General features: G+C 52.9%; 18 protein-coding genes. 5 read left to right on the top strand and 13 right to left on the bottom strand.

Annotated elements, in window-relative coordinates; genetic code table 11:
- Positions 1-31: 31 nt before the first annotated feature.
- The 3 genes from BUB30_RS23545 to BUB30_RS23535 are packed head-to-tail and all read right to left on the bottom strand — an operon-like array spanning position 32 to position 1,999.
- The gene (locus BUB30_RS23545; protein WP_073138904.1) at positions 32-820 is read right to left on the bottom strand and encodes an L-fucose dehydrogenase; all 789 of its coding nucleotides are present in this window, start codon (positions 818-820) and stop codon (positions 32-34) included.
- Positions 821-832: 12 nt separating this feature from the next.
- Complete coding sequence (locus BUB30_RS23540) at positions 833-1,660, bottom strand: amidohydrolase family protein (RefSeq protein WP_073138901.1); 828 nt, start codon at positions 1,658-1,660, stop codon at positions 833-835.
- A gap of 9 nt (positions 1,661-1,669) precedes the next feature.
- Positions 1,670-1,999: an L-rhamnose mutarotase gene (locus BUB30_RS23535; RefSeq protein WP_073138898.1), complete on the bottom strand. Its 330-nt coding sequence runs from the start codon at positions 1,997-1,999 to the stop codon at positions 1,670-1,672.
- 224 nt (positions 2,000-2,223) lie between these two features.
- On the opposite strand from BUB30_RS23535, the gene mtgA reads away from it, so the two are divergent.
- Entirely contained in the window at positions 2,224-2,937 is a 714-nt protein-coding gene (mtgA, locus tag BUB30_RS23530; protein WP_073138895.1) for a monofunctional biosynthetic peptidoglycan transglycosylase, read from the top strand.
- Positions 2,938-3,332: 395 nt separating this feature from the next.
- Entirely contained in the window at positions 3,333-4,106 is a 774-nt protein-coding gene (locus tag BUB30_RS23525; protein WP_073138892.1) for an NIPSNAP family protein, read from the top strand.
- Positions 4,107-4,371: 265 nt separating this feature from the next.
- Here the strand turns inward: BUB30_RS23525 and BUB30_RS23520 are convergent, their stop codons facing one another.
- Entirely contained in the window at positions 4,372-5,253 is an 882-nt protein-coding gene (locus BUB30_RS23520; RefSeq protein ID WP_073138889.1) for a phosphate/phosphite/phosphonate ABC transporter substrate-binding protein, read from the bottom strand.
- 293 nt (positions 5,254-5,546) lie between these two features.
- On the opposite strand from BUB30_RS23520, the gene BUB30_RS23515 reads away from it, so the two are divergent.
- On the top strand, positions 5,547-6,359 hold the full coding sequence (locus BUB30_RS23515) for a glutaminyl-peptide cyclotransferase (protein WP_073139676.1): 813 nt from the start codon (positions 5,547-5,549) through the stop codon (positions 6,357-6,359).
- Between the two features lie 55 nt (positions 6,360-6,414).
- Here BUB30_RS23515 and BUB30_RS23510 read toward each other — a convergent pair whose 3' ends face one another.
- The 8 genes from BUB30_RS23510 to BUB30_RS23475 form a co-directional block, all read right to left on the bottom strand.
- Positions 6,415-6,984 carry a DedA family protein gene (locus BUB30_RS23510; RefSeq protein WP_073138887.1) on the bottom strand — a complete coding sequence of 190 codons (570 nt, stop codon included), beginning with the start codon at positions 6,982-6,984 and terminating at the stop codon, positions 6,415-6,417.
- 54 nt (positions 6,985-7,038) lie between these two features.
- Complete coding sequence (locus BUB30_RS23505; RefSeq protein ID WP_073138884.1) at positions 7,039-8,013, bottom strand: succinylglutamate desuccinylase/aspartoacylase family protein; 975 nt, start codon at positions 8,011-8,013, stop codon at positions 7,039-7,041.
- 21 nt (positions 8,014-8,034) lie between these two features.
- Positions 8,035-8,943, bottom strand: coding sequence for a 30S ribosomal protein S6--L-glutamate ligase (rimK, locus tag BUB30_RS23500; RefSeq protein ID WP_073138881.1), 909 nt, complete (start codon positions 8,941-8,943; stop codon positions 8,035-8,037).
- Between the two features lie 23 nt (positions 8,944-8,966).
- Positions 8,967-9,416 carry an ATP-dependent zinc protease family protein gene (locus BUB30_RS23495; protein WP_073138878.1) on the bottom strand — a complete coding sequence of 150 codons (450 nt, stop codon included), beginning with the start codon at positions 9,414-9,416 and terminating at the stop codon, positions 8,967-8,969.
- An 81-nt stretch (positions 9,417-9,497) separates the two neighbouring features.
- Positions 9,498-10,001 carry a DUF2911 domain-containing protein gene (locus BUB30_RS23490; protein ID WP_073138876.1) on the bottom strand — a complete coding sequence of 168 codons (504 nt, stop codon included), beginning with the start codon at positions 9,999-10,001 and terminating at the stop codon, positions 9,498-9,500.
- Between the two features lie 318 nt (positions 10,002-10,319).
- Positions 10,320-11,651 carry a signal recognition particle protein gene (gene ffh, locus BUB30_RS23485; RefSeq protein WP_073138873.1) on the bottom strand — a complete coding sequence of 444 codons (1,332 nt, stop codon included), beginning with the start codon at positions 11,649-11,651 and terminating at the stop codon, positions 10,320-10,322.
- Between the two features lie 101 nt (positions 11,652-11,752).
- Entirely contained in the window at positions 11,753-12,880 is a 1,128-nt protein-coding gene (locus BUB30_RS23480) for a glycerate kinase (RefSeq protein WP_084138328.1), read from the bottom strand.
- 31 nt (positions 12,881-12,911) lie between these two features.
- Positions 12,912-14,105: a molybdopterin molybdotransferase MoeA gene (locus BUB30_RS23475; RefSeq protein WP_073138867.1), complete on the bottom strand. Its 1,194-nt coding sequence runs from the start codon at positions 14,103-14,105 to the stop codon at positions 12,912-12,914.
- A gap of 36 nt (positions 14,106-14,141) precedes the next feature.
- On the opposite strand from BUB30_RS23475, the gene moaC reads away from it, so the two are divergent.
- Positions 14,142-14,618 (top strand): cyclic pyranopterin monophosphate synthase MoaC, encoded by a 477-nt coding sequence (moaC, locus tag BUB30_RS23470; protein ID WP_073138864.1) that lies wholly within the window; start codon positions 14,142-14,144, stop codon positions 14,616-14,618.
- A gap of 22 nt (positions 14,619-14,640) precedes the next feature.
- Positions 14,641-15,465 carry an ion transporter gene (locus BUB30_RS23465; RefSeq protein WP_073138862.1) on the top strand — a complete coding sequence of 275 codons (825 nt, stop codon included), beginning with the start codon at positions 14,641-14,643 and terminating at the stop codon, positions 15,463-15,465.
- Positions 15,466-15,759: 294 nt separating this feature from the next.
- Here the strand turns inward: BUB30_RS23465 and BUB30_RS23460 are convergent, their stop codons facing one another.
- Positions 15,760-17,304, bottom strand: coding sequence for a PorP/SprF family type IX secretion system membrane protein (locus tag BUB30_RS23460; RefSeq protein ID WP_073138859.1), 1,545 nt, complete (start codon positions 17,302-17,304; stop codon positions 15,760-15,762).
- Position 17,305 lies beyond the last annotated feature (1 nt).

Genomic DNA, 17,305 nt, shown 5'->3' with positions numbered 1-17,305 from the left:
TGGCCCGACCCCTGGCCGGACCCCTGGCCCGCTACGCGTTGGCCAGTCCCCTATCGAGATGAACATATCCACCGTCCACGTAGACAAGTTGTCCTGTGGTGTGGCTGGAGCGTTCGGAGAGCAGGAAGGCCACGGCGTTGGCGATTTCCTCGGCGGTGGTCATGCGCTGGCCAAGCGGGATCTTGGATTCGATCTCGGCTAATTTTTCTTTGGGATTGGGCAGCGTTTGGATCCATTTTTCATAGAGCGGCGTATAGCATTCCGCGACGATGATGGCGTTGACCCGGATGTTGTATTTCAACAACTCGACCGCCCACTCGCGGGTGAGTGCGTTGCGGCCACCGTTGGAGGCGGCATACGCCGAGGTGCCGCCTTGACCCGTCTCGGCGGTCTTTGAGCCGATGTTTACAATGGCACCCCGGGTCTCTTTCAAGGCAGGCAGCGCGTAGTGCGCCATGAGGTAGTAGTGGATGAGGTTCTTATGCAGGGAGGCCACAAATTTTTCGTAGGAGCCATTCTCCAAACCCACGCCATCGTTCACGCCGGCGTTGTTCACGAGACCGTGGATCTTACCATATTTTTGCAAGGTGGCTTTCACGGCCTGTTCCGAAGCTTCGGGGTCTGTGAGCTCGGCTACGATCTGCGAAGCTTTGCCCCCCGCGGCCACGACTTCGTTGACGATCTTCAGGTTGTCTTCTTCGCTGCGGCCAACCACCACAGGAATGGCACCTTCGCCGGCCAGCACTCTCACGATGCCTTCGCCGATCCCTTTCGCACCGCCCGTGACGATGATCACTTTATCTTTCAGGAGTAAGTCCATATATAAATATTTTTATAGGTTATAGAATTTCATTGCGTTGGTTCCAAAGATCGCGGCTTGCTCGGATGTGCTGAAGGGCGAAAAATATTTCTTCGCCAGGTCATGCACTTCCGCATAGGAGGCTGCTACCAGGCACACGGGCCAATCGCTGCCAAACATGAGCCGATGGGTTTCAAAGGCTTCCACGACCGTGTCGAGATAGGGAACAAAATCGGCGGGCTTCCAATGTTTCCAGTCGGCTTCGGTCACCATGCCGGAGACTTTACACCAGACGTTGTCGTGCGCCGCCAAGGCCTGAATCCCTTTCTTCCACGACGACAAGTCGCCTGTGCGAATGGAGGGCTTGGCGATATGATCCAGCACAAAGGGTTGATCGGGAAATGCTTTTGCGAATTTTTCAGCGTATGCCAATTGATCCTGGTGGATCAGTATATCGTAGGTGTACCCGAATTTCTTCAATTTCCCAACGCCGCGCATGAACGCCGGGTTCAGCATATAGTCGCGCTTCGGTTCGCCTTGCAATACGTGGCGGAAGCCTTTCATTTTTGGAAAGGATTTGTAGTGCGCCAGTTGATCCTCCACGTCCTCCGCCTGCAGATCGACCCAGCCCACCACACCTTTTATAAAATCATGACCTTCGGAATGCTTTAACTGAAAAACATTCTCCGCCTCCGATTGATCCGACTGCACGACTACACACCCGTCGATCCCCTGGGCATCCAGCAACGGCTTCAGGTCGCCGGGGAAAAAGTCGCGTTGGATGGTGGCCATGGTGGCGTCGATCCAGCTGTCGCGCACGGGATCGAACTTCCAGAAATGTTGGTGAGCGTCGATGCGCATGCCGAGAAGTTAGAGTTGAAAGATCTTTTCCATGGGTATCCACTTCTCGCCGGGCTTGGCGTGCGGAAGCGGTTTCTGATAGTTCCACATCAGCTCCTCCCATTGCTGCACTTTGGGGTTGGCGGCATCTTGTGCGGCCTTGGCTTGTGGATCGAAGCTGTCGGTGGTTTCCATGATCATGAAGAGCCGGTTCAGGATGCGGTAGATCTCCATGTTGGTGATGCCGGCATCCAAGATGCTTTTCCGTATCTCGGGCCACACATTGCGGTGCCAGAATTCGTATTCAGAGATCAGGGCGGGGTCGTCCTGCAAGTCCAGGGCAAAGCAAAAACGTTTCATAATACGCTTTCCATTTTTATCGGTGGCTTTCGTGGGGATCGAAAGATATCTTTCCGATCCGTCATTCTTTAATTTTTTACAATCGTGTGTAGTCCTTAAATATAGTAGGATTCCGGCAACACAAACAATTTATCTTATTTCCCATCCGGGACAGCGCATCACAAAAAAGCATTTTCGTATTTTCGCCCGTGCCTTTCCAGAGGCAAAAACGAAACGCGCACGACATGAAGGCATGGCTTCTTTCTGTAGGAAATAAAATCAAAAACGTTTTCCTGTTCCTGTTTGCCGCCCAACTCATCTACATCATCATCCTGAAATGGGTTGACCCACCCGTCACGGCCACACAACTCATCAGTTGGGTAAAGGGCGACGGCCTGAAACGCGACTACATCCACCTGAACGAGATGTCGCCCAACGCCTGTCTCGCCGTCATGGCCTCGGAAGACCAGCTCTTTCCCGACCACAACGGCTTCGATGTGAAGAGCATCAAGAAGGCCATGGAGATCAACAAGAAAAAACCAAACCGCCTGCGCGGCGCCTCCACCATTAGCCAGCAGGTGGCAAAGAATGTTTTTCTGTGGCAAGGCCGCAGCTGGCTGCGCAAGGGCCTGGAGGTATACTTCACGTTCATGATCGAGGCCGTGTGGGGAAAGAAACGCATTTTGGAGATGTACCTCAACGTGGCCGAGATGGGCAAGGGGGTGTTCGGCATTGAGGCCGCATCCCGAAAATTCTTTAATAAGCCCGCCAAGAAGCTCACCCGTACCGAAGCTGCCATGATTGCGGCCTCGCTACCTAATCCCAAGAAATATACCGTGAAGCCGGTGTCTAAATACATCGCCAGGCGCTATCCTTGGGTGATACAGCAAATGAATTTCTTGGATGGGGATGAGGATATTAGGGCGTTAATGCCTGTGACGAAGGGGAAGCAATCTTAGGAGCCAGGAGCCAGGAGTCAGCAGGCGGCCTTCAGTAGCCAGTAGCCAGTAGCCAGTAGCCAGTAGTCAGTAGCCAGTAGCCAATGATTCGGTAAGCAATTGGCCACGCGAGTTGTTTGAGAACAAACATCATTACGTATATTCTACCGGTCACCGACCAGGGCATTGACCATTAACTACTTTGGCCCATAGCATACCGACTGCCAATCGATTGGCTATTGACTTCTAAATACTGGCTACTAGCTACTGAATACTGACTACTAGCTACTGACTACTGAATGCCGAGCACAAGCTCCTGACTCCTGGCTCCTGATTCTTTTACACTGGCGGCAACCTAACCGTAAGCTAAATTTAGATTCTTACCGTACCTTCACTGCACTATTATTTATCCCTATATGAAACGAGCATTATCCTTTATCTTTTTTGTGTTGGGCCTTGCCACTGTGGTGGTGGCGGCTCCAAAGCGTGAATTCTACGAGATCAAGATCTACCATGTTGCCAACAGCACCCAGGAACAACGGGTGGAGAAATTTTTGAAGGAGGCCTATCTGCCCGCCTTACACCGGGCGGGCATCACCAAGGTGGGTGTTTTCAAACCCGTTGAAACCGACACCACGTTTGGCAAACGCATCTATGTGCTTACCCCGTTTTCCTCGATGGATCAGTTTGTGAAGCTTCCCGAAACCTTGTTAAAGGACAAACAATATGAGTCGTCGGGTACGGACTATCTCAATGCCCCCTACGATAATCCACCCTATGCGCGCATCGAGACCATCGTGCTCCAGGCCTTCGTAAAGATGACACAACTGGAAGTTCCCAAATTGTCCACGCCGGTGAACGAGCGCGTCTACGAGTTGCGCAGCTATGAAGGATATACGGAAAAGATCTACCGGAACAAAGTAAAGATGTTCAACGACGGCAACGAAGTCGCCCTGTTCAAACGCCTCGGCTTCAACGCCGTCTTCTATGCCGAAGTGCTCTCCGGCAGCCGCATGCCCAACCTCATGTACATGACCACCTTCGCCAACCAGGCTTCCCGCGACGAGCATTGGAAAGCATTTTCCGCGGACCCCGAGTGGAAGACGCTTTCGGGTATGAGCGAGTATCAGCACAACGTCTCGAAAATCAACATTTATTTTCTGCGGCCCGTGGAGTATTCGGATATCTAGGGATTCAGGAGCCAGAAGCCAGGAGCTTGTTCTCGGCATTCAGTAGTCAGTAGCCGGTGTCTGTTGTTTTAAGAAGCAATAGACACTGGCTATTTTGTTTATGGGCAGCTGATTGGGTATTGGCTGGCAACTACTTGGCATATGATGACTACTTTCTGCTGGTGCACGATGACTGACTTCTCGCTACTGACTACTGACTACTGGCTACTGACTACTGATCTCCGATTCAAAAGATTCTGGCTCCTGGCTCCTGGCTTCTGGCTCCTCATTTCACCACCCCCATCACCTGGCGCAACGAATTATAATCCGCATCCGAAGCTTTCACAAATCCTTCCGATCCATACAATTCCCGAAGAATTTCCTTGCCCTTTTGTTCCGTCGTGAGTTTCACCAACGCGACGTACAGCTTTCGGGCAGCTTCGGGATCAAAGGCTTTGGAGAACACGATGGGATCGTTTGGAATGGCTTCGGTCTTAACGAGGGTGATCACTTTCTTTTCCACATCGGGATATTTGTCTTTGATGCGGGCGCGGGCGTCGTGCATTTCGCCGTCGGGGCCGGGAGGGGAGTAGAAGGCGGCGCCGGCGTCTACTTTGCCTTCGTATACCATGCGCACGACTTCATCGTGCTTTTTGGCAAACACCACCTTGGCCGGTTTGATGTTGTTCTTGTCCAGGATCTGTTTGGGATATAAGTAGCCGGATGTGGAGAGCTCGTCGGTGTAGGCGATGCTTTTTCCTTGCAGGTCTTTGATGGTCTTGATGCCTGAGCCGGCGCGACAAATGATCTGGCCGTAGTATACCGACTGGCCATAGCGCAGCGACCGGAGCTTTACCTGGGCTCCGAATTTTTCGTGGGCCAGCACATAGCTTTGGCTACTCATGATGGAGAAGCAAGGCTCCTTTTGCCCGAACTTGTCGACCAACTCGTCGTAGCTAGGTGGCACCCCCAGCTTGATGGTCATGCCGGTTTCCTTCTCCAGGAAATCCTTGATGAAGTTGCCACTCTTCTCCATGGATTCGACGGATACAGAGGGCGTGAGATAGAAATAGATGACCGGCTGCGTCTGTCCTTTCGCGGGAAGGCCATAGAAAAGAACAGATGCTACGATCGAAACGACCAGCACAACCAATTTTGATTTTCGCATGATGAGGGATTTAGAGGGTTTTTAAAGTTTTACTAACGATTTACAGGGACACCTGCTGGAAGCCTTTATAAGCCATACTACCCAACAACACTTTCGCAACCCTATTGAGCTTCCTGCAGCAATTCCAAATATAGGCAGCTTTCCAAACAGTGGAAACCGGGAAAGACCGTTCTGGAAGGAATTTCCGGCGTATGGTCAGCAGGATAAGGCTGTCCACCGAACAGGCCGGAAAAGGCGTTTTGGGGATGTGTGATAATTTTAGTTTTTTCGGGCTTTATTTATCCGTGTTCCTCATGAAGCATTCTCTCTTTGTACCGGTTGCCGCCCTCCTTTTCCTGCTCGCTTCGTGCACGAAAAATTCAGACTCCAACACCGAAACGCCCGCAGACACCCTGGCCTTGACCTACAGTGTCCTGAAAACGCTGCCCCACGACCAGGAAGCTTATACGGAAGGGTTGCTGATCTACAAAGGGAAGGTGCTGGAAAGCACCGGGCTGAACGGGAAATCATGGGTCGCCGAGGTGGATCCGGGCTCGGGCGTCCACACCAAAAAGATCATGCTCGATCAGCAGTATTTTGGTGAGGGCATTTCGGTCATCAACAATAAACTGTATCAGCTCACCTATCGCACCGGGGTCGGGTTCATCTACAACGCCACAACCTACAAACAGATCGGTGAGTTCAAGTTCAGCAACGCCGAGGGCTGGGGCATGACGCATGACAACAAAAACCTGATCATGAGCGACGGCACCGAAAAATTGACCTACCTCGACACCGCCAACCTGAGCGTAGTGCGTACGTTGACCGTGACCAACGAAGGCCAGAAGCTGAAGAATGTGAACGAGCTGGAGTATGTTGACGGCTACATCTACGCCAACGTTTATGAAACCTCCTGGATCGTGAAGATCGACGCCACTTCAGGAAAAGTAGTAGGGAGAGTGGACCTTTCACCCCTCACCGAAGAAGTGCGGCGCATGTATCCCAACATTGACTATTTGAATGGCATCGCCTACGATGTGAACTCCAAGGCATTTTTGGTTACGGGAAAGAATTGGCCAAAGGCCTTTTTGATCCGGATCCAAAAGCCTGCTGTAGCAAATCCTTAGTGCAATGCGTAACCGTCATCCATAAGGATTCAGGTATAGACACTTGAATCCTTTCTTATTTTTCGCTGACGTGCATTTTCCGCTCCGCGAAATGCTTCACGGCAAAACCGATCATCAACCCAAAGCAAGCAAAGCCCAGCACGATGAACAGGAGGTTGTCTTCAAAGACAGACGTCTTGAGGTCCAGGAACCGGCCGATGGAATAGCCCACCGCATTCACGGTCGACGACCAGATGAGCCCACTCAGCAAACTATAGAACAGATATTGCATGGGGCGGATGTTGCTCATGCCGATCACCAGGGGAATGATGACCCTGAAACCATAGAGGAAGCGGTACGAAAACAAGATCTGTATTTTATGCGTGTCGAAGAACTGTCGCACGGGGGCGAGCTTTTCTTTTAGGGCCGGGCGTTTCTCAACAAAGTATTTTCCATTCAGCCGCCCGATGGTGTAATAGAGCCAGTCGCTCACAAACGATCCGGCAAACCCAAAGAGGATCGTGTAGGGCGCTTCGAACAACCCCTGGTGAATGAGCGACGACGCTACCAGGATGGCGGTTTCGCCTTCAAAGAAGGTCCCAATGATTAGAGCGATGTATCCGTATTGATCCAGAAAATTTTCCACGCTGTTTCATTTACTTCACTATCCTAAAAACCGCCGGGCGTAACGAAAGTTACCTTAGTCTTCGGCAGGCTGGTCGAGCTTACAAAAATTGTCCATGCCCAGGTGCATGAGGGCATCTCCCGCGTTGATGACGGGTATGTTGTTGAGGCCGATGACAAACGCTGTCTCCGGTGCCATCACTTCTTCTTTGAATTCCCCGAAAGGGTCGGTAATGGTCCCCACCCACTCGCCTTTGTGCACCAGTTGTCCGCACTTCACATTGGGCTGAAACAGGCCGGCGTGGTGCGCGCGGATCCAGCTGGTGTTCCAGACGATCCGGTTTTCGTCCGTTGCTTCGGGCGCCACGTCGATCATGTTCAGGTGTTTCATAACGCGCAGTGTGCCGGCAATGCCGATTTCGATCGCCTGCTGGTCAAAGCGCAGCGACTCGCCGCCTTCATACACGATAATATATTTACCCCGGCGTGCTGCCTCCTTGCGCAGGGAGTTAGGGCGATACGGTGCATCGATGGTGAAGGGGGCATGAAAGGCTTCGGCAAGTTTCAGGTTGGTTTCGTGTCTCAACACGGCCCGCACCTGGGGATAGTTGGCGCGCATGGCGCCCCCGGTATGAAAGTCGATGCCGATGTCGATGAGGGGGATCACATCGTGCATGAGGTGATAGGCCACCCGGCTGGCCAGCGACCCCGATTTGTTGCCGGGGAAAGACCGGTTGATGTCCTTGCCATCGGGCACGTCGCGTGAATAGTTGAGGAAGCCGTACATGTTCACGATGGGCATGCAGATGGTCACGCCGCGCTTGGGTTTGTGCAGGCCGCTGTCGAGCATGCGGCGCACGATCTCCATGCCGTTGATCTCGTCGCCGTGCATACCGGCGGTGAGGGCGAGCACCGGCCCTTCTTCTTCGCCCCGCGACACATAGATGGGCGTGTCGATCACCGTATGCGAAGGAAGCCTTGCAATGTTGATGTCTATTTCCTTGAATTCCCCGGGCAGGATCTCTTGCCCGGCTATGACGATCTTACGCAATGGTGATATGGGTATGTGAAATCACGCGTTAATTTTATCCTTCTGGATCTTTTTCTTCCCCGCATTTTTCTCAATATACTGAAAAATCTTCCCCGCGATGTCCACCTTGGTGGCCCCTTCGATGCCCTCCAGTCCGGGTGACGAGTTCACCTCCAGGATGAGCGGCCCGCGAGCCGAAGGTAGCATATCCACACCGGCCACGTCAAGACCCATTTTTTTAGCGGCAGTGATGGCCGCCACTTTTTCGGCACGGCTCAGTCTCACCACCTTGGCGGTGCCGCCGCGATGCAGGTTGGAACGGAATTCCCCTTCCTTGGCCTGCCGGCGCATGGCACCCACCACTTCGCCGTTCACGACGAATGCACGGATGTCGGCACCCTTGGCTTCTTTGATAAATTCCTGTACGATGATGCGGGCATGCAATCCATGAAAGGCCTCGATCACCGACTTGGCGGCCTTCTTGTTCTCGGCCAGCACCACACCCAAACCCTGCGTGCCTTCCAGCAATTTGATCACGACCGGCGCACCGCCCACGGCCTCGATGATGCCTTCGGTTTCGCGCGAGTAGTCCATGAAGATCGTCTTGGGCAACCCCAACCCTGCGCGCGAAAGGATCTGCAGGCTGCGCAGCTTGTCACGCGAGCGGATGAGCGCCTGCGACTCCACGGCGGTGAACACCTTCATCATTTCAAACTGCCGCACGACGGCCGCACCATAGAAGGTGACCGACGCACCGATGCGCGGGATGATGGCGTCGAAATAGTCGAGGCGTCGGCCCTGGTAAAGGACCACTGGGTTTCGCTTCTCGATAAAAAGAACGCACTTCATGTGGTCGATGATCTCAACCTTATGGCCACGCGCCTCCCCGGCCGCTTTGAGACGGCGGGTAGAATATAGCTTGGCGTTTCTCGACAATATGGCGATGTTCATGAGGGACTGGTTTGCTTTACGCGTTATCGATTTTTACTCTTCTGCGCCCGGCGCTGCCGGCGTTTTTCCTGGTAGGAAAGGTTCTTTTTTGTGACGTCGATGAGAAAGCGGTTTCGCAGGATCTTTCGCCCGATCAGGATCGGAAATTTAAGCGAACCCCGGTTGCTGAGCGAGAACTCGGTCGTTATGTCTTCGTTAAAAATTTTTAGCGTGGTGTGGATCACAAACCGGCGCTCCACTTCACCAAACGAATTTTTGATGAGGCGCTCTTCGAATTCGCGGAACTGAAACTTCATCCCCGTAAATTCCGGATGCTCTTCATCCAATAAAATAAATTCAAGTACACCGTCGATCACTTCGGCCCGGTGGCAATGGAGGCTGGAAGTGAAGGCTCCCGTATCCACCTTCGCATGAATATTTTTCAGCCCCAGCAAGGGTAAGTCAACCCGGTCGTAACGTCCTAGAATATACATGGTGGCATGGTAAGGGATGCCAATATGCGGAAAATAAAAAAGCCCTGCCAGTGCAGGGCTTTTTTATTATTTATAAGAAGATTAACCTTTTATTTTGAATGCTACAGCGGTGTTCTCCCATTTCAATTGCACGTCGTCTTTGCCGAGTGCAATGTTGAAGGTTTCCACGGCAGCGGAAGTTTTGGTGGGTTTCACGGTCACGCGCAGCACGTCGTCTTTGTCCTTGTAGCTGTAGGCGCCCCACTGTTTTGCGTCTTTGTTGATGATGATGGTCCACTCATTTTCACCGGGGATGGTGAAGAGGGCGTATTTGCCGGCTGCCAGGTCTTTGCCTTCGATCTTTACGGGCTTGTCGAATTCGATGGTCGTAGCATCGTTCGCACCCGTTCTCCACACTTCACCATAAGGAACAAGGCCACCCATGATCTTGCGACCGCGGGCTGAAGGTTGACAATAAACGATTTTTACATTGGTGGCTCCGATCTTGCCTTCCACAGTGGCCTGGGGGCTGGCGGGTTTGTCCTGGGCAAATGCAGTGGTCAATACGGTTGCCAGGGCCACCATCAGAAATGTAATTCTTTTCATACGTTGTTTGAGTTTGGTTTAAGTGTTTTTACGATGTTGTATATACGTAAAAATGCCCCGAGTAGTCGGGGCATTTTCTCTAATTTATATAACAACCTGTAAACTACTGTAAGAACGGTGATATTGCCCGTTTGGTTTGTCTCATTCCCCTAAATTTTTCAGAAAAATTAGCACCGCAACCCGGCCGTTATCCGGCTTCTTTCTAACGTATTGAACGGCAGTAGCTTCACTGCTACCGGCAGGAAACCATGCATTGCACAACAAAAAAAATGATCCTAAGCCTTGGGTTTAGGATCATCATCTGAGAAAAGCCTGCGATTATCGTCCAAACGGATTCAATGCTGAAAGCGCACGTTTGCCGCCGCCCATTTTATTCATGGTCTTCATCAGTTTGCGCATGTCACCAAACTGCTTTAACAGCTGATTGACTTGTTGCACCGACGTGCCACTGCCCGCGGCAATACGATTCTTGCGACTGCTGTTGAGCATGTCCGGGTTTTCGCGCTCCTGCAAAGTCATCGAGCGAATGATGGCCTCGATGGGTTTGAAGGAATTATCATCGATGTCCACGTCTTTGATGGCCTTGCCCATGCCGGGGATCATGCCCAGCAGGTCTTTCATGTTCCCCATCTTCTTCACCTGTTCCAACTGTGACAGGAAGTCGTTGAAGTCGAACTGATTTTTGCGGATCTTTTTGTTGAGGCGGGCGGCTTCTTCCTGGTCGAATACTTCCTGTGCTTTTTCCACCAGCGACACCACGTCACCCATGCCCAGGATCCGGCTCGCCATACGTTCGGGATAGAACCGGTCGATGGCTTCCATTTTCTCCCCGAGGCTCATGAACTTGATGGGCTTGTCCACCACACGGCGAATAGAAAGCGCAGCACCCCCGCGGGTATCGCCATCCAATTTCGTGAGCACCACGCCATCAAAATTGAGGCGGTCGTTAAAGGCCTTGGCCGTGTTCACGGCATCCTGACCGGTCATGGAGTCGACCACGAACAAGGTTTCGGATGGATTGAGGGCGGCCTTCAGGCGGGCGATCTCATCCATCATCTCTTCATCCACCGCCAAACGGCCGGCGGTATCGACGATCACGATGCGGTGGTTATTTTTCTTGGCGTGCTCAATGGCGGCCTTCGCTATCTTTACGGCGTCTTTGTTTTCGGGCTCGGCATAAACCTCCACACCCACTTGCTCGCCCAATACTTTCAACTGGTCGATGGCAGCGGGACGATAGATATCGCAGGCGGTGAGCAACACCGAGCGGCCTTGTTTTTTGAGATAGTTGGCCAGTTTTCCGGAGAATGTGGTTTTACCGGAACCTTGCAAGCCGGCGATAAGAATGACGGCCGGGCTTCCTTCGATCTTGATGTCTTCACTTTGACCGCCCATGAGGGACGTCAGCTCATCGTTGGTGATCTTCACCAGCAACTGGCCGGGCGAAATGGCCGTGAGCACATCCTGGCCCATGGCCTTGTCGCGGATGTCGTCGGTGACTTCCTTGGCGACCTTATAGTTCACGTCGGCGTCGATGAGCGCCTTGCGGATTTCCTTGACCGTGGTGGCCACGTTAATTTCGGTGATCCTTCCCTGTCCTTTCAGGCTCTGAAAGGCTTTATCCAGCTTAAGACTTAAATTATCGAACATGGATCGTTGTATTATTTTTTAAAAATGAATTCAGATGCTTAAAAACGGGGTTTTCCGTCCTCTCCCTGTGGGATAAGGGGCCAAAGTTAAGGCGCTGAGGGCTAAAGAAAAAGCGGAATAATTTCTTCTTTGATCCGCTGCCGGATCAGGGAAAAGGCGTGATGCATGGCCTCCTTTTCGGAGGTCGTTTGATTGACCAGGTCCACCACTTTCACGGCCCCCAGTTCCAGCAGTTCGGCCGAGGTTAGGTCGGACGTTCCCGCCACAATGAACAGGGGCTTACTGTGTTTTACGGCCAGTTCCGAGACGCCTTTCACCACTTTGCCATACAGCGTCTGGTGGTCGACCCTTCCTTCTCCCGTAAAAATGATATGACTTTGAGCTACCTTCTCTTCCAATTTCACAAAGGATTTCAAAAAGTCGATGCCCGGCTGAAAGGTGATGTTCAAAAACGCCCGGGCGCCCGCCCCGATCCCGCCGCCCGCCCCAGCCCCGGGGAAGTTAATGTCCACCCCAAACTGGCGTTCCACCACCGCGGCAAAGTTGCGCAGACCATCGTCCAGGCAAGCCACGGCCCCGGCGTCGGCGCCTTTCTGGGGACCAAAAATCTGGGCCGCACCTTCCGGACCATACAAGGGATTGTTCACGTCGCACAGCGCCGTGAATGTGATTTTCTTTAGGGCCGTATCCAGGTGTGACGCATCGATGCGGTCGACATGCACCAGGTTTTTTCCCACGGGCAGCAACGGTTCGCCTTGCGCATTCAGGAAGACAACACCCAGTGCATCCAGCATGCCCATGCCCGCATCGTTGGTGGCGCTGCCGCCGATGCCGAGGATCACCTCTTCCACGCCCTCCCCGATCGCATGATGGATCAACTGGCCCGTGCCCCGCGTGGAAGTTTCCAGCGGGTTTCGCTCGCCCGGCTTGAGCCATTGCAAACCCGATGCAGCGGCCATCTCGATGAAGGCCGTGGTGCCGTCGCCGGATATGCCATACGTTGCAGGCATGGGTTGGAGACGCGGGCCGGAAACGGGTACGCTGATCTTTTGGCCGTGGCTGAAATGGGTGAGCATGTCGCACGTTCCCTCGCCGCCATCGGCCATGGGCAAATGGAGCGCGTGGAAATTGAAGCCGCCTTCATGCATGCCCTCTTCCATGGCCTGGCAAACCTGCGCGGCGTTGAGTGAGCCTTTAAATTTATCGGGCGCGAAAAGGATCGTCATCATAGCCGATGCGGGTAAAGAGAGGGTTGGTCGGTTATTGCCGGAAGGGAATATACGGAAAAGTTTCGCCCGCCTTAAAGGTGGATGCGGTGGCCGGCAATTCCAGGAACCCGGTAACGTTTTTCAAGTTTGCAAAATCACCCGAACCGCCACCGGCTTCGGGGTAGGCCATGAGTTTTCCATTTTCATTTTTTACGGTCACCTGCAGGAAGTAAGTAAGCGAGGGAGCGAAAGCGAAATCCGATGCCAATACCGCATAGGACGGATCGACGGACGTTTTCAAACTCTTCATCACCCACGGCCGGATGTAGCGATAAAAACACATGTAGGTGGACACCGGGTTACCGGGCAACGCAAACACCGTTAACCCTGCAGGGGAAACACCAAACCAAAAAGGTTTGCCCGGCCGCTGACTCACCTGGTGAAAGAGTTTCTTAACACCCAATGCCTCCAGAGCATCGGGCACAAAATCAAATTTCCCTTTGGAGACACCTCCCGACAAAATAATGACCTCGGCCGTCTGCGCTATTTTCTTCAAGCCTTCGATCATCGATGCTTTATCATCTTTCAAATGATGGATCGCTCCCTCCCAACCCAGCGTCTTCATGGCGGCTTGCAGCGCGTAGGTATTTGACCGGCGGATCTGGTGTGGAAGGGGTATGTCGTCGATGTGCACCAACTCATCGCCCGTGGAAACCACCGCGGCCTTGGGGAACACATAAACCTTCACCCGGCTTTTGCCGACCGAAGCCAGCAACGCAATTTCAGCGGATGACAAAAGGATGCCGGGTTCGAGCAGCACGCTGTCTTTCGCGGCGTCGACGGCCTGCCGGTGAATGAACGCGTTGTCGGCGGCCATCTCCGAGGTGATGTGCGCTGTCGCCTCCTCTATGCGAAGATCTTCATACCGGATCACCACATCGGCTCCGTCCGGCATGGGGGCGCCGGTCATTACTTCGATGGCGTTTGTTTTATTTTTTAATGTTTTGCGCGGTTCGCCCGCGGCTTGCACGGCCTCCAACTTAAAGGCGCGCTGTCCCATTTTCCAAGCGTCGCGGCGGATGGCGATGCCGTCCATGGCCACGCGGTCGAAGGGTGGGAAGTCGCGGTCGGCCGTGATGCGTTCGGCCAGCACCTTGTTCACGGCGTCCGTGAGGGAAACGGACATGGTGGTGGGTTGGAAGAGATTTGAAAAAACGACCGAGGTGGCTTCTGCTACGCTTACCATGTTAATTCTTTTTACCTTTACTGGCACCCAAGATACATGAGTACAGAACAATTTACACACATCGACGACGCGGGCAATCCCCGGATGGTCGATGTTTCCGAAAAGAAGGTCACCACCCGCACCGCCAAAGCACAGGCGCTGGTTCAGGTTGGCCCGGAAATTCTGCAACACCTGCAGGGCGACGAGCTGATCACCAAAAAAGGGCCCGTCTTTCAAACCGCCATCATCGCCGGTGTGATGGGCGCCAAACAAACGTCATCGCTCATCCCTTTTTGTCACCCCCTCGGGTTGGAGGATTGCCAGGTGCACATCGCTGTGCGGAATAACAAGATTGTTATCGATAGTGTTGTCACCATCACGGCGAAGACCGGTGTCGAGATGGAGGCGCTGACCGCGGTTACGGTGGCTGCCTTAACGGTTTATGATATGTGTAAAGCTTTGTCGCATAATATTGTGATCGAGGAAATAAAATTGATGAGCAAGACCGGTGGGAAAAAGGACTTTACCCGCTGACCCCCCGAAGCCCCCTTACCCTATGACCTTACGCCGAAGACTCTACCTCATCCTGGACCCCACAGCCAAGGGCGACATCTGGGAACGCATTTTCGAAACGGCGCTGATCGCCATCATTCTTGTGAACATCCTGGCCATTGTGGTGGATTCCGTAAAGGAGATCGATCATCAATATTCCGCGCTGTTCCGTCAAATTGAAGTGTTCTCCATTTTTTTCTACACAGTCGAATATGTGGCGCGGATCTATTCCATCGTGGAGAATCCAACCTATGGCGAACCGATGAAAGGCCGTCTGAAATACATGGTCACGCCCATGGCGATCATCGATTTACTGGCGTTCCTCCCTTTCTATCTGATCTTTCTTCCCCTCGACCTCAGGTTCCTGCGGATCTTCCGGCTCATGGCCCTGTTTCGCGTCTTCAAAATTGCCCGCTACCTGCAAGCCCTCACCATTTTCAAACAAGTTCTTTCGAAGCGCAAGGAGCAATTGGTGCTGAGTTTCTTGTTTATCCTTTTCATTTTGGTGATCATCAGCTTCATGATGTTCTATGCCGAACGCGAGGCGCAGCCGGATAAGTTCAGCAGCATACCGGCCACCATGTGGTGGGGCATCGCTACGATCACCACCGTGGGGTATGGCGACATGGTGCCGATCACTCCGTTAGGGAAATTTCTTGGGGGCGTGTTTGCCATTGCCGGTGTTGGGTTACTCGCGTTGCCTGCGGGTATTCTTTCTTCTGGTTTTTTCGAAATGCTCCACAACGAACCCATCAAGGAAAAAGGATCATCCATCTGCCCGCATTGCGGACGGGATATTCACGAAGGGACGGAACATAAAGCTGAATGATCTTTGTATCAAGTAATCAACTTGGGTTGATCTATTGCCGATACAGGATGGTTAAATGCAACCTGAGTAACTCTGGCCTTCAGACCTGGTCTATGCACACATCTTTCGAAGAGAAATGTGAATAACCCCGGACTTTAGTCCGGGGAAATACAAGCCATATCTACTCACGGGCTTTAGCCCTGACCACGCCGATGATCGGGCGGACAGCGATACATACAGACGGAAAGTCAGGGCTAAAGCCCGTCATAAGTGGGTGTCTGTCCCCCGGACTAAAGTCCGGGGTTATTCAAGACATTATTGCTGATATAGGATGGTCAACTCCACTCTTCGGTTCTGTGACCGGCCTTCTTCCGTCTTGTTGTCGCGGATGGGTTCGCTCATGCCTTTGCCATCGGCGGTGATGCGCGAAGGCTCCACGCCGCGTTCCAGCAGGTAGTCTTTCAACGTTTGCGCCCTGTATTGTGAAAGCTTGAGGTTGAATTTTTCGGAGCCGATGTTATCGGTGTGCCCGGTGAGTTTGATCTTCAGTTCAGGGTTGTCGTGCAGGGCCTTGGCCAGATCGTCGAGGTATTCGCGGGAATGTTCATCGAGTTCGGTGCTGTTGAACTCGAAGTTGAAATGGAGCGTGGCTTTTTCCAGGACCAGCGGGGTGTGGCTCACGGCGCCCACTTGCGCTTGCGTGCGGACGGAGTCTTGTTTCTGTTTGAGACGTGCGCTGAGCGCGGCCTCTTTTGCCTTCTTGTCTTTTATTTGAAGCGAGTCCTTTGCGATCGTACGCGGCTGAGGTTTTTTTACGGCGACGGTCGCTCCCAGTTTCTTTCCTCCCTTGCCTCCTGTTGTCTTGCGCTGTGCTTCATCGCGGGTGCGTTTTTTGGACACGACCAGCTTACGAAATATCACGCCGACTTCTATCGCACCTGTGTTGGCCACGTTCCGCGTAACCACCGGAAAATCGTAGCTGATGCCAACACCAAACTTCTCGCGATGCAATTGCAACCCCACAATGCCCGAACGACCGATGACATATTTTGTGATGAGATCCAAATGTGTTGCCGGTTGATTGGCCACCGGCTTGAGATCATAGCGCGTGATGCCACCCACATTGAAAACGGCTGTTCCGGAACCCATCGTCAACAGCGCCTCGGGGAAGATGCTGATGTTTCCTTTTTGATAAACACGAACGCCCACCGTGGCCACCGACGTGCTGTGCAGCGTGCTCGCCGCATCGAGGAAGGCATCGTCGGGATGGTTGAAGTCGAAGAACGAAAAGCCGGCATAAGCCAGCCGGTTTCCTTTGCGGTCTTCTTGTTGCCAGAAGAGGCCCGCGCTAAAGGTCATGAAGCTGGTGTTGAGTTGTCCCAGGTTCTCTCCGGATGCGAGCGATTCGTCAAAGCCGCGGTCAGGAATATATTGCGAGCCGGTGTACAAACCGTCGAGATTGATCTTGCGGGTTTGATACAGCACCTTCACGCCCATGGCCAGCACCTGGTATTTAGCCATGGGAATGTTGATCGCATACGACACGGCCGCTTCCTGTGTATTGAAGATGCCTGCTTGCCCGGACCGATCGTCCATCAATGAAATGCCCACCCCAGACCAACGCGTTCCATTGCGCGACAGGATGGGATAAGACGCGTTCACGATGTTGCTGTTCAGATGAAAGCCTCCCGCCGTCGATTGATTCCTGTAGTCAAAACTTAATGAAGCATAGTCGCTCGTGGCCACGGTGGCCGGGTTGATGCGTTGGGGGGTGAAATTATACTGGCTGAATTGAAAATACTGTGCCCTGCACCCTATTGATGCTCCTAAGCAAATTGCAGCCAGTATGAAATTCCTCATC

The sequence above is a fragment of the Chryseolinea serpens genome, from assembly GCF_900129725.1.
GTDB classification, from domain to species: Bacteria; Bacteroidota; Bacteroidia; order Cytophagales; family Cyclobacteriaceae; genus Chryseolinea; species Chryseolinea serpens.
This window is presented reverse-complemented; position numbering and strand designations above follow the sequence as displayed.

Excerpts from the sequence above, each read along its gene's own strand:
- BUB30_RS23545 (WP_073138904.1), bottom strand. The coding sequence starts at position 820 with ATGGACTTACTCCTGAAAGATAAAGTGATCATCGTCACGGGCGGTGCG.
- BUB30_RS23525 (WP_073138892.1), top strand. The coding sequence starts at position 3,333 with ATGAAACGAGCATTATCCTTTATCTTTTTTGTGTTGGGCCTTGCCACT.
- BUB30_RS23475 (WP_073138867.1), bottom strand. The coding sequence starts at position 14,105 with ATGGTAAGCGTAGCAGAAGCCACCTCGGTCGTTTTTTCAAATCTCTTC.
- BUB30_RS23515 (WP_073139676.1), top strand. The coding sequence starts at position 5,547 with ATGAAGCATTCTCTCTTTGTACCGGTTGCCGCCCTCCTTTTCCTGCTC.
- BUB30_RS23520 (WP_073138889.1), bottom strand. The coding sequence starts at position 5,253 with ATGCGAAAATCAAAATTGGTTGTGCTGGTCGTTTCGATCGTAGCATCT.
- moaC (WP_073138864.1), top strand. The coding sequence starts at position 14,142 with ATGAGTACAGAACAATTTACACACATCGACGACGCGGGCAATCCCCGG.
- BUB30_RS23495 (WP_073138878.1), bottom strand. The coding sequence starts at position 9,416 with ATGTATATTCTAGGACGTTACGACCGGGTTGACTTACCCTTGCTGGGG.
- rimK (WP_073138881.1), bottom strand. The coding sequence starts at position 8,943 with ATGAACATCGCCATATTGTCGAGAAACGCCAAGCTATATTCTACCCGC.
- BUB30_RS23460 (WP_073138859.1), bottom strand. The coding sequence starts at position 17,304 with ATGAGGAATTTCATACTGGCTGCAATTTGCTTAGGAGCATCAATAGGG.
- BUB30_RS23490 (WP_073138876.1), bottom strand. The coding sequence starts at position 10,001 with ATGAAAAGAATTACATTTCTGATGGTGGCCCTGGCAACCGTATTGACC.
- mtgA (WP_073138895.1), top strand. The coding sequence starts at position 2,224 with ATGAAGGCATGGCTTCTTTCTGTAGGAAATAAAATCAAAAACGTTTTC.
- BUB30_RS23540 (WP_073138901.1), bottom strand. The coding sequence starts at position 1,660 with ATGCGCATCGACGCTCACCAACATTTCTGGAAGTTCGATCCCGTGCGC.
- BUB30_RS23465 (WP_073138862.1), top strand. The coding sequence starts at position 14,641 with ATGACCTTACGCCGAAGACTCTACCTCATCCTGGACCCCACAGCCAAG.
- BUB30_RS23535 (WP_073138898.1), bottom strand. The coding sequence starts at position 1,999 with ATGAAACGTTTTTGCTTTGCCCTGGACTTGCAGGACGACCCCGCCCTG.
- ffh (WP_073138873.1), bottom strand. The coding sequence starts at position 11,651 with ATGTTCGATAATTTAAGTCTTAAGCTGGATAAAGCCTTTCAGAGCCTG.
- BUB30_RS23480 (WP_084138328.1), bottom strand. The coding sequence starts at position 12,880 with ATGATGACGATCCTTTTCGCGCCCGATAAATTTAAAGGCTCACTCAAC.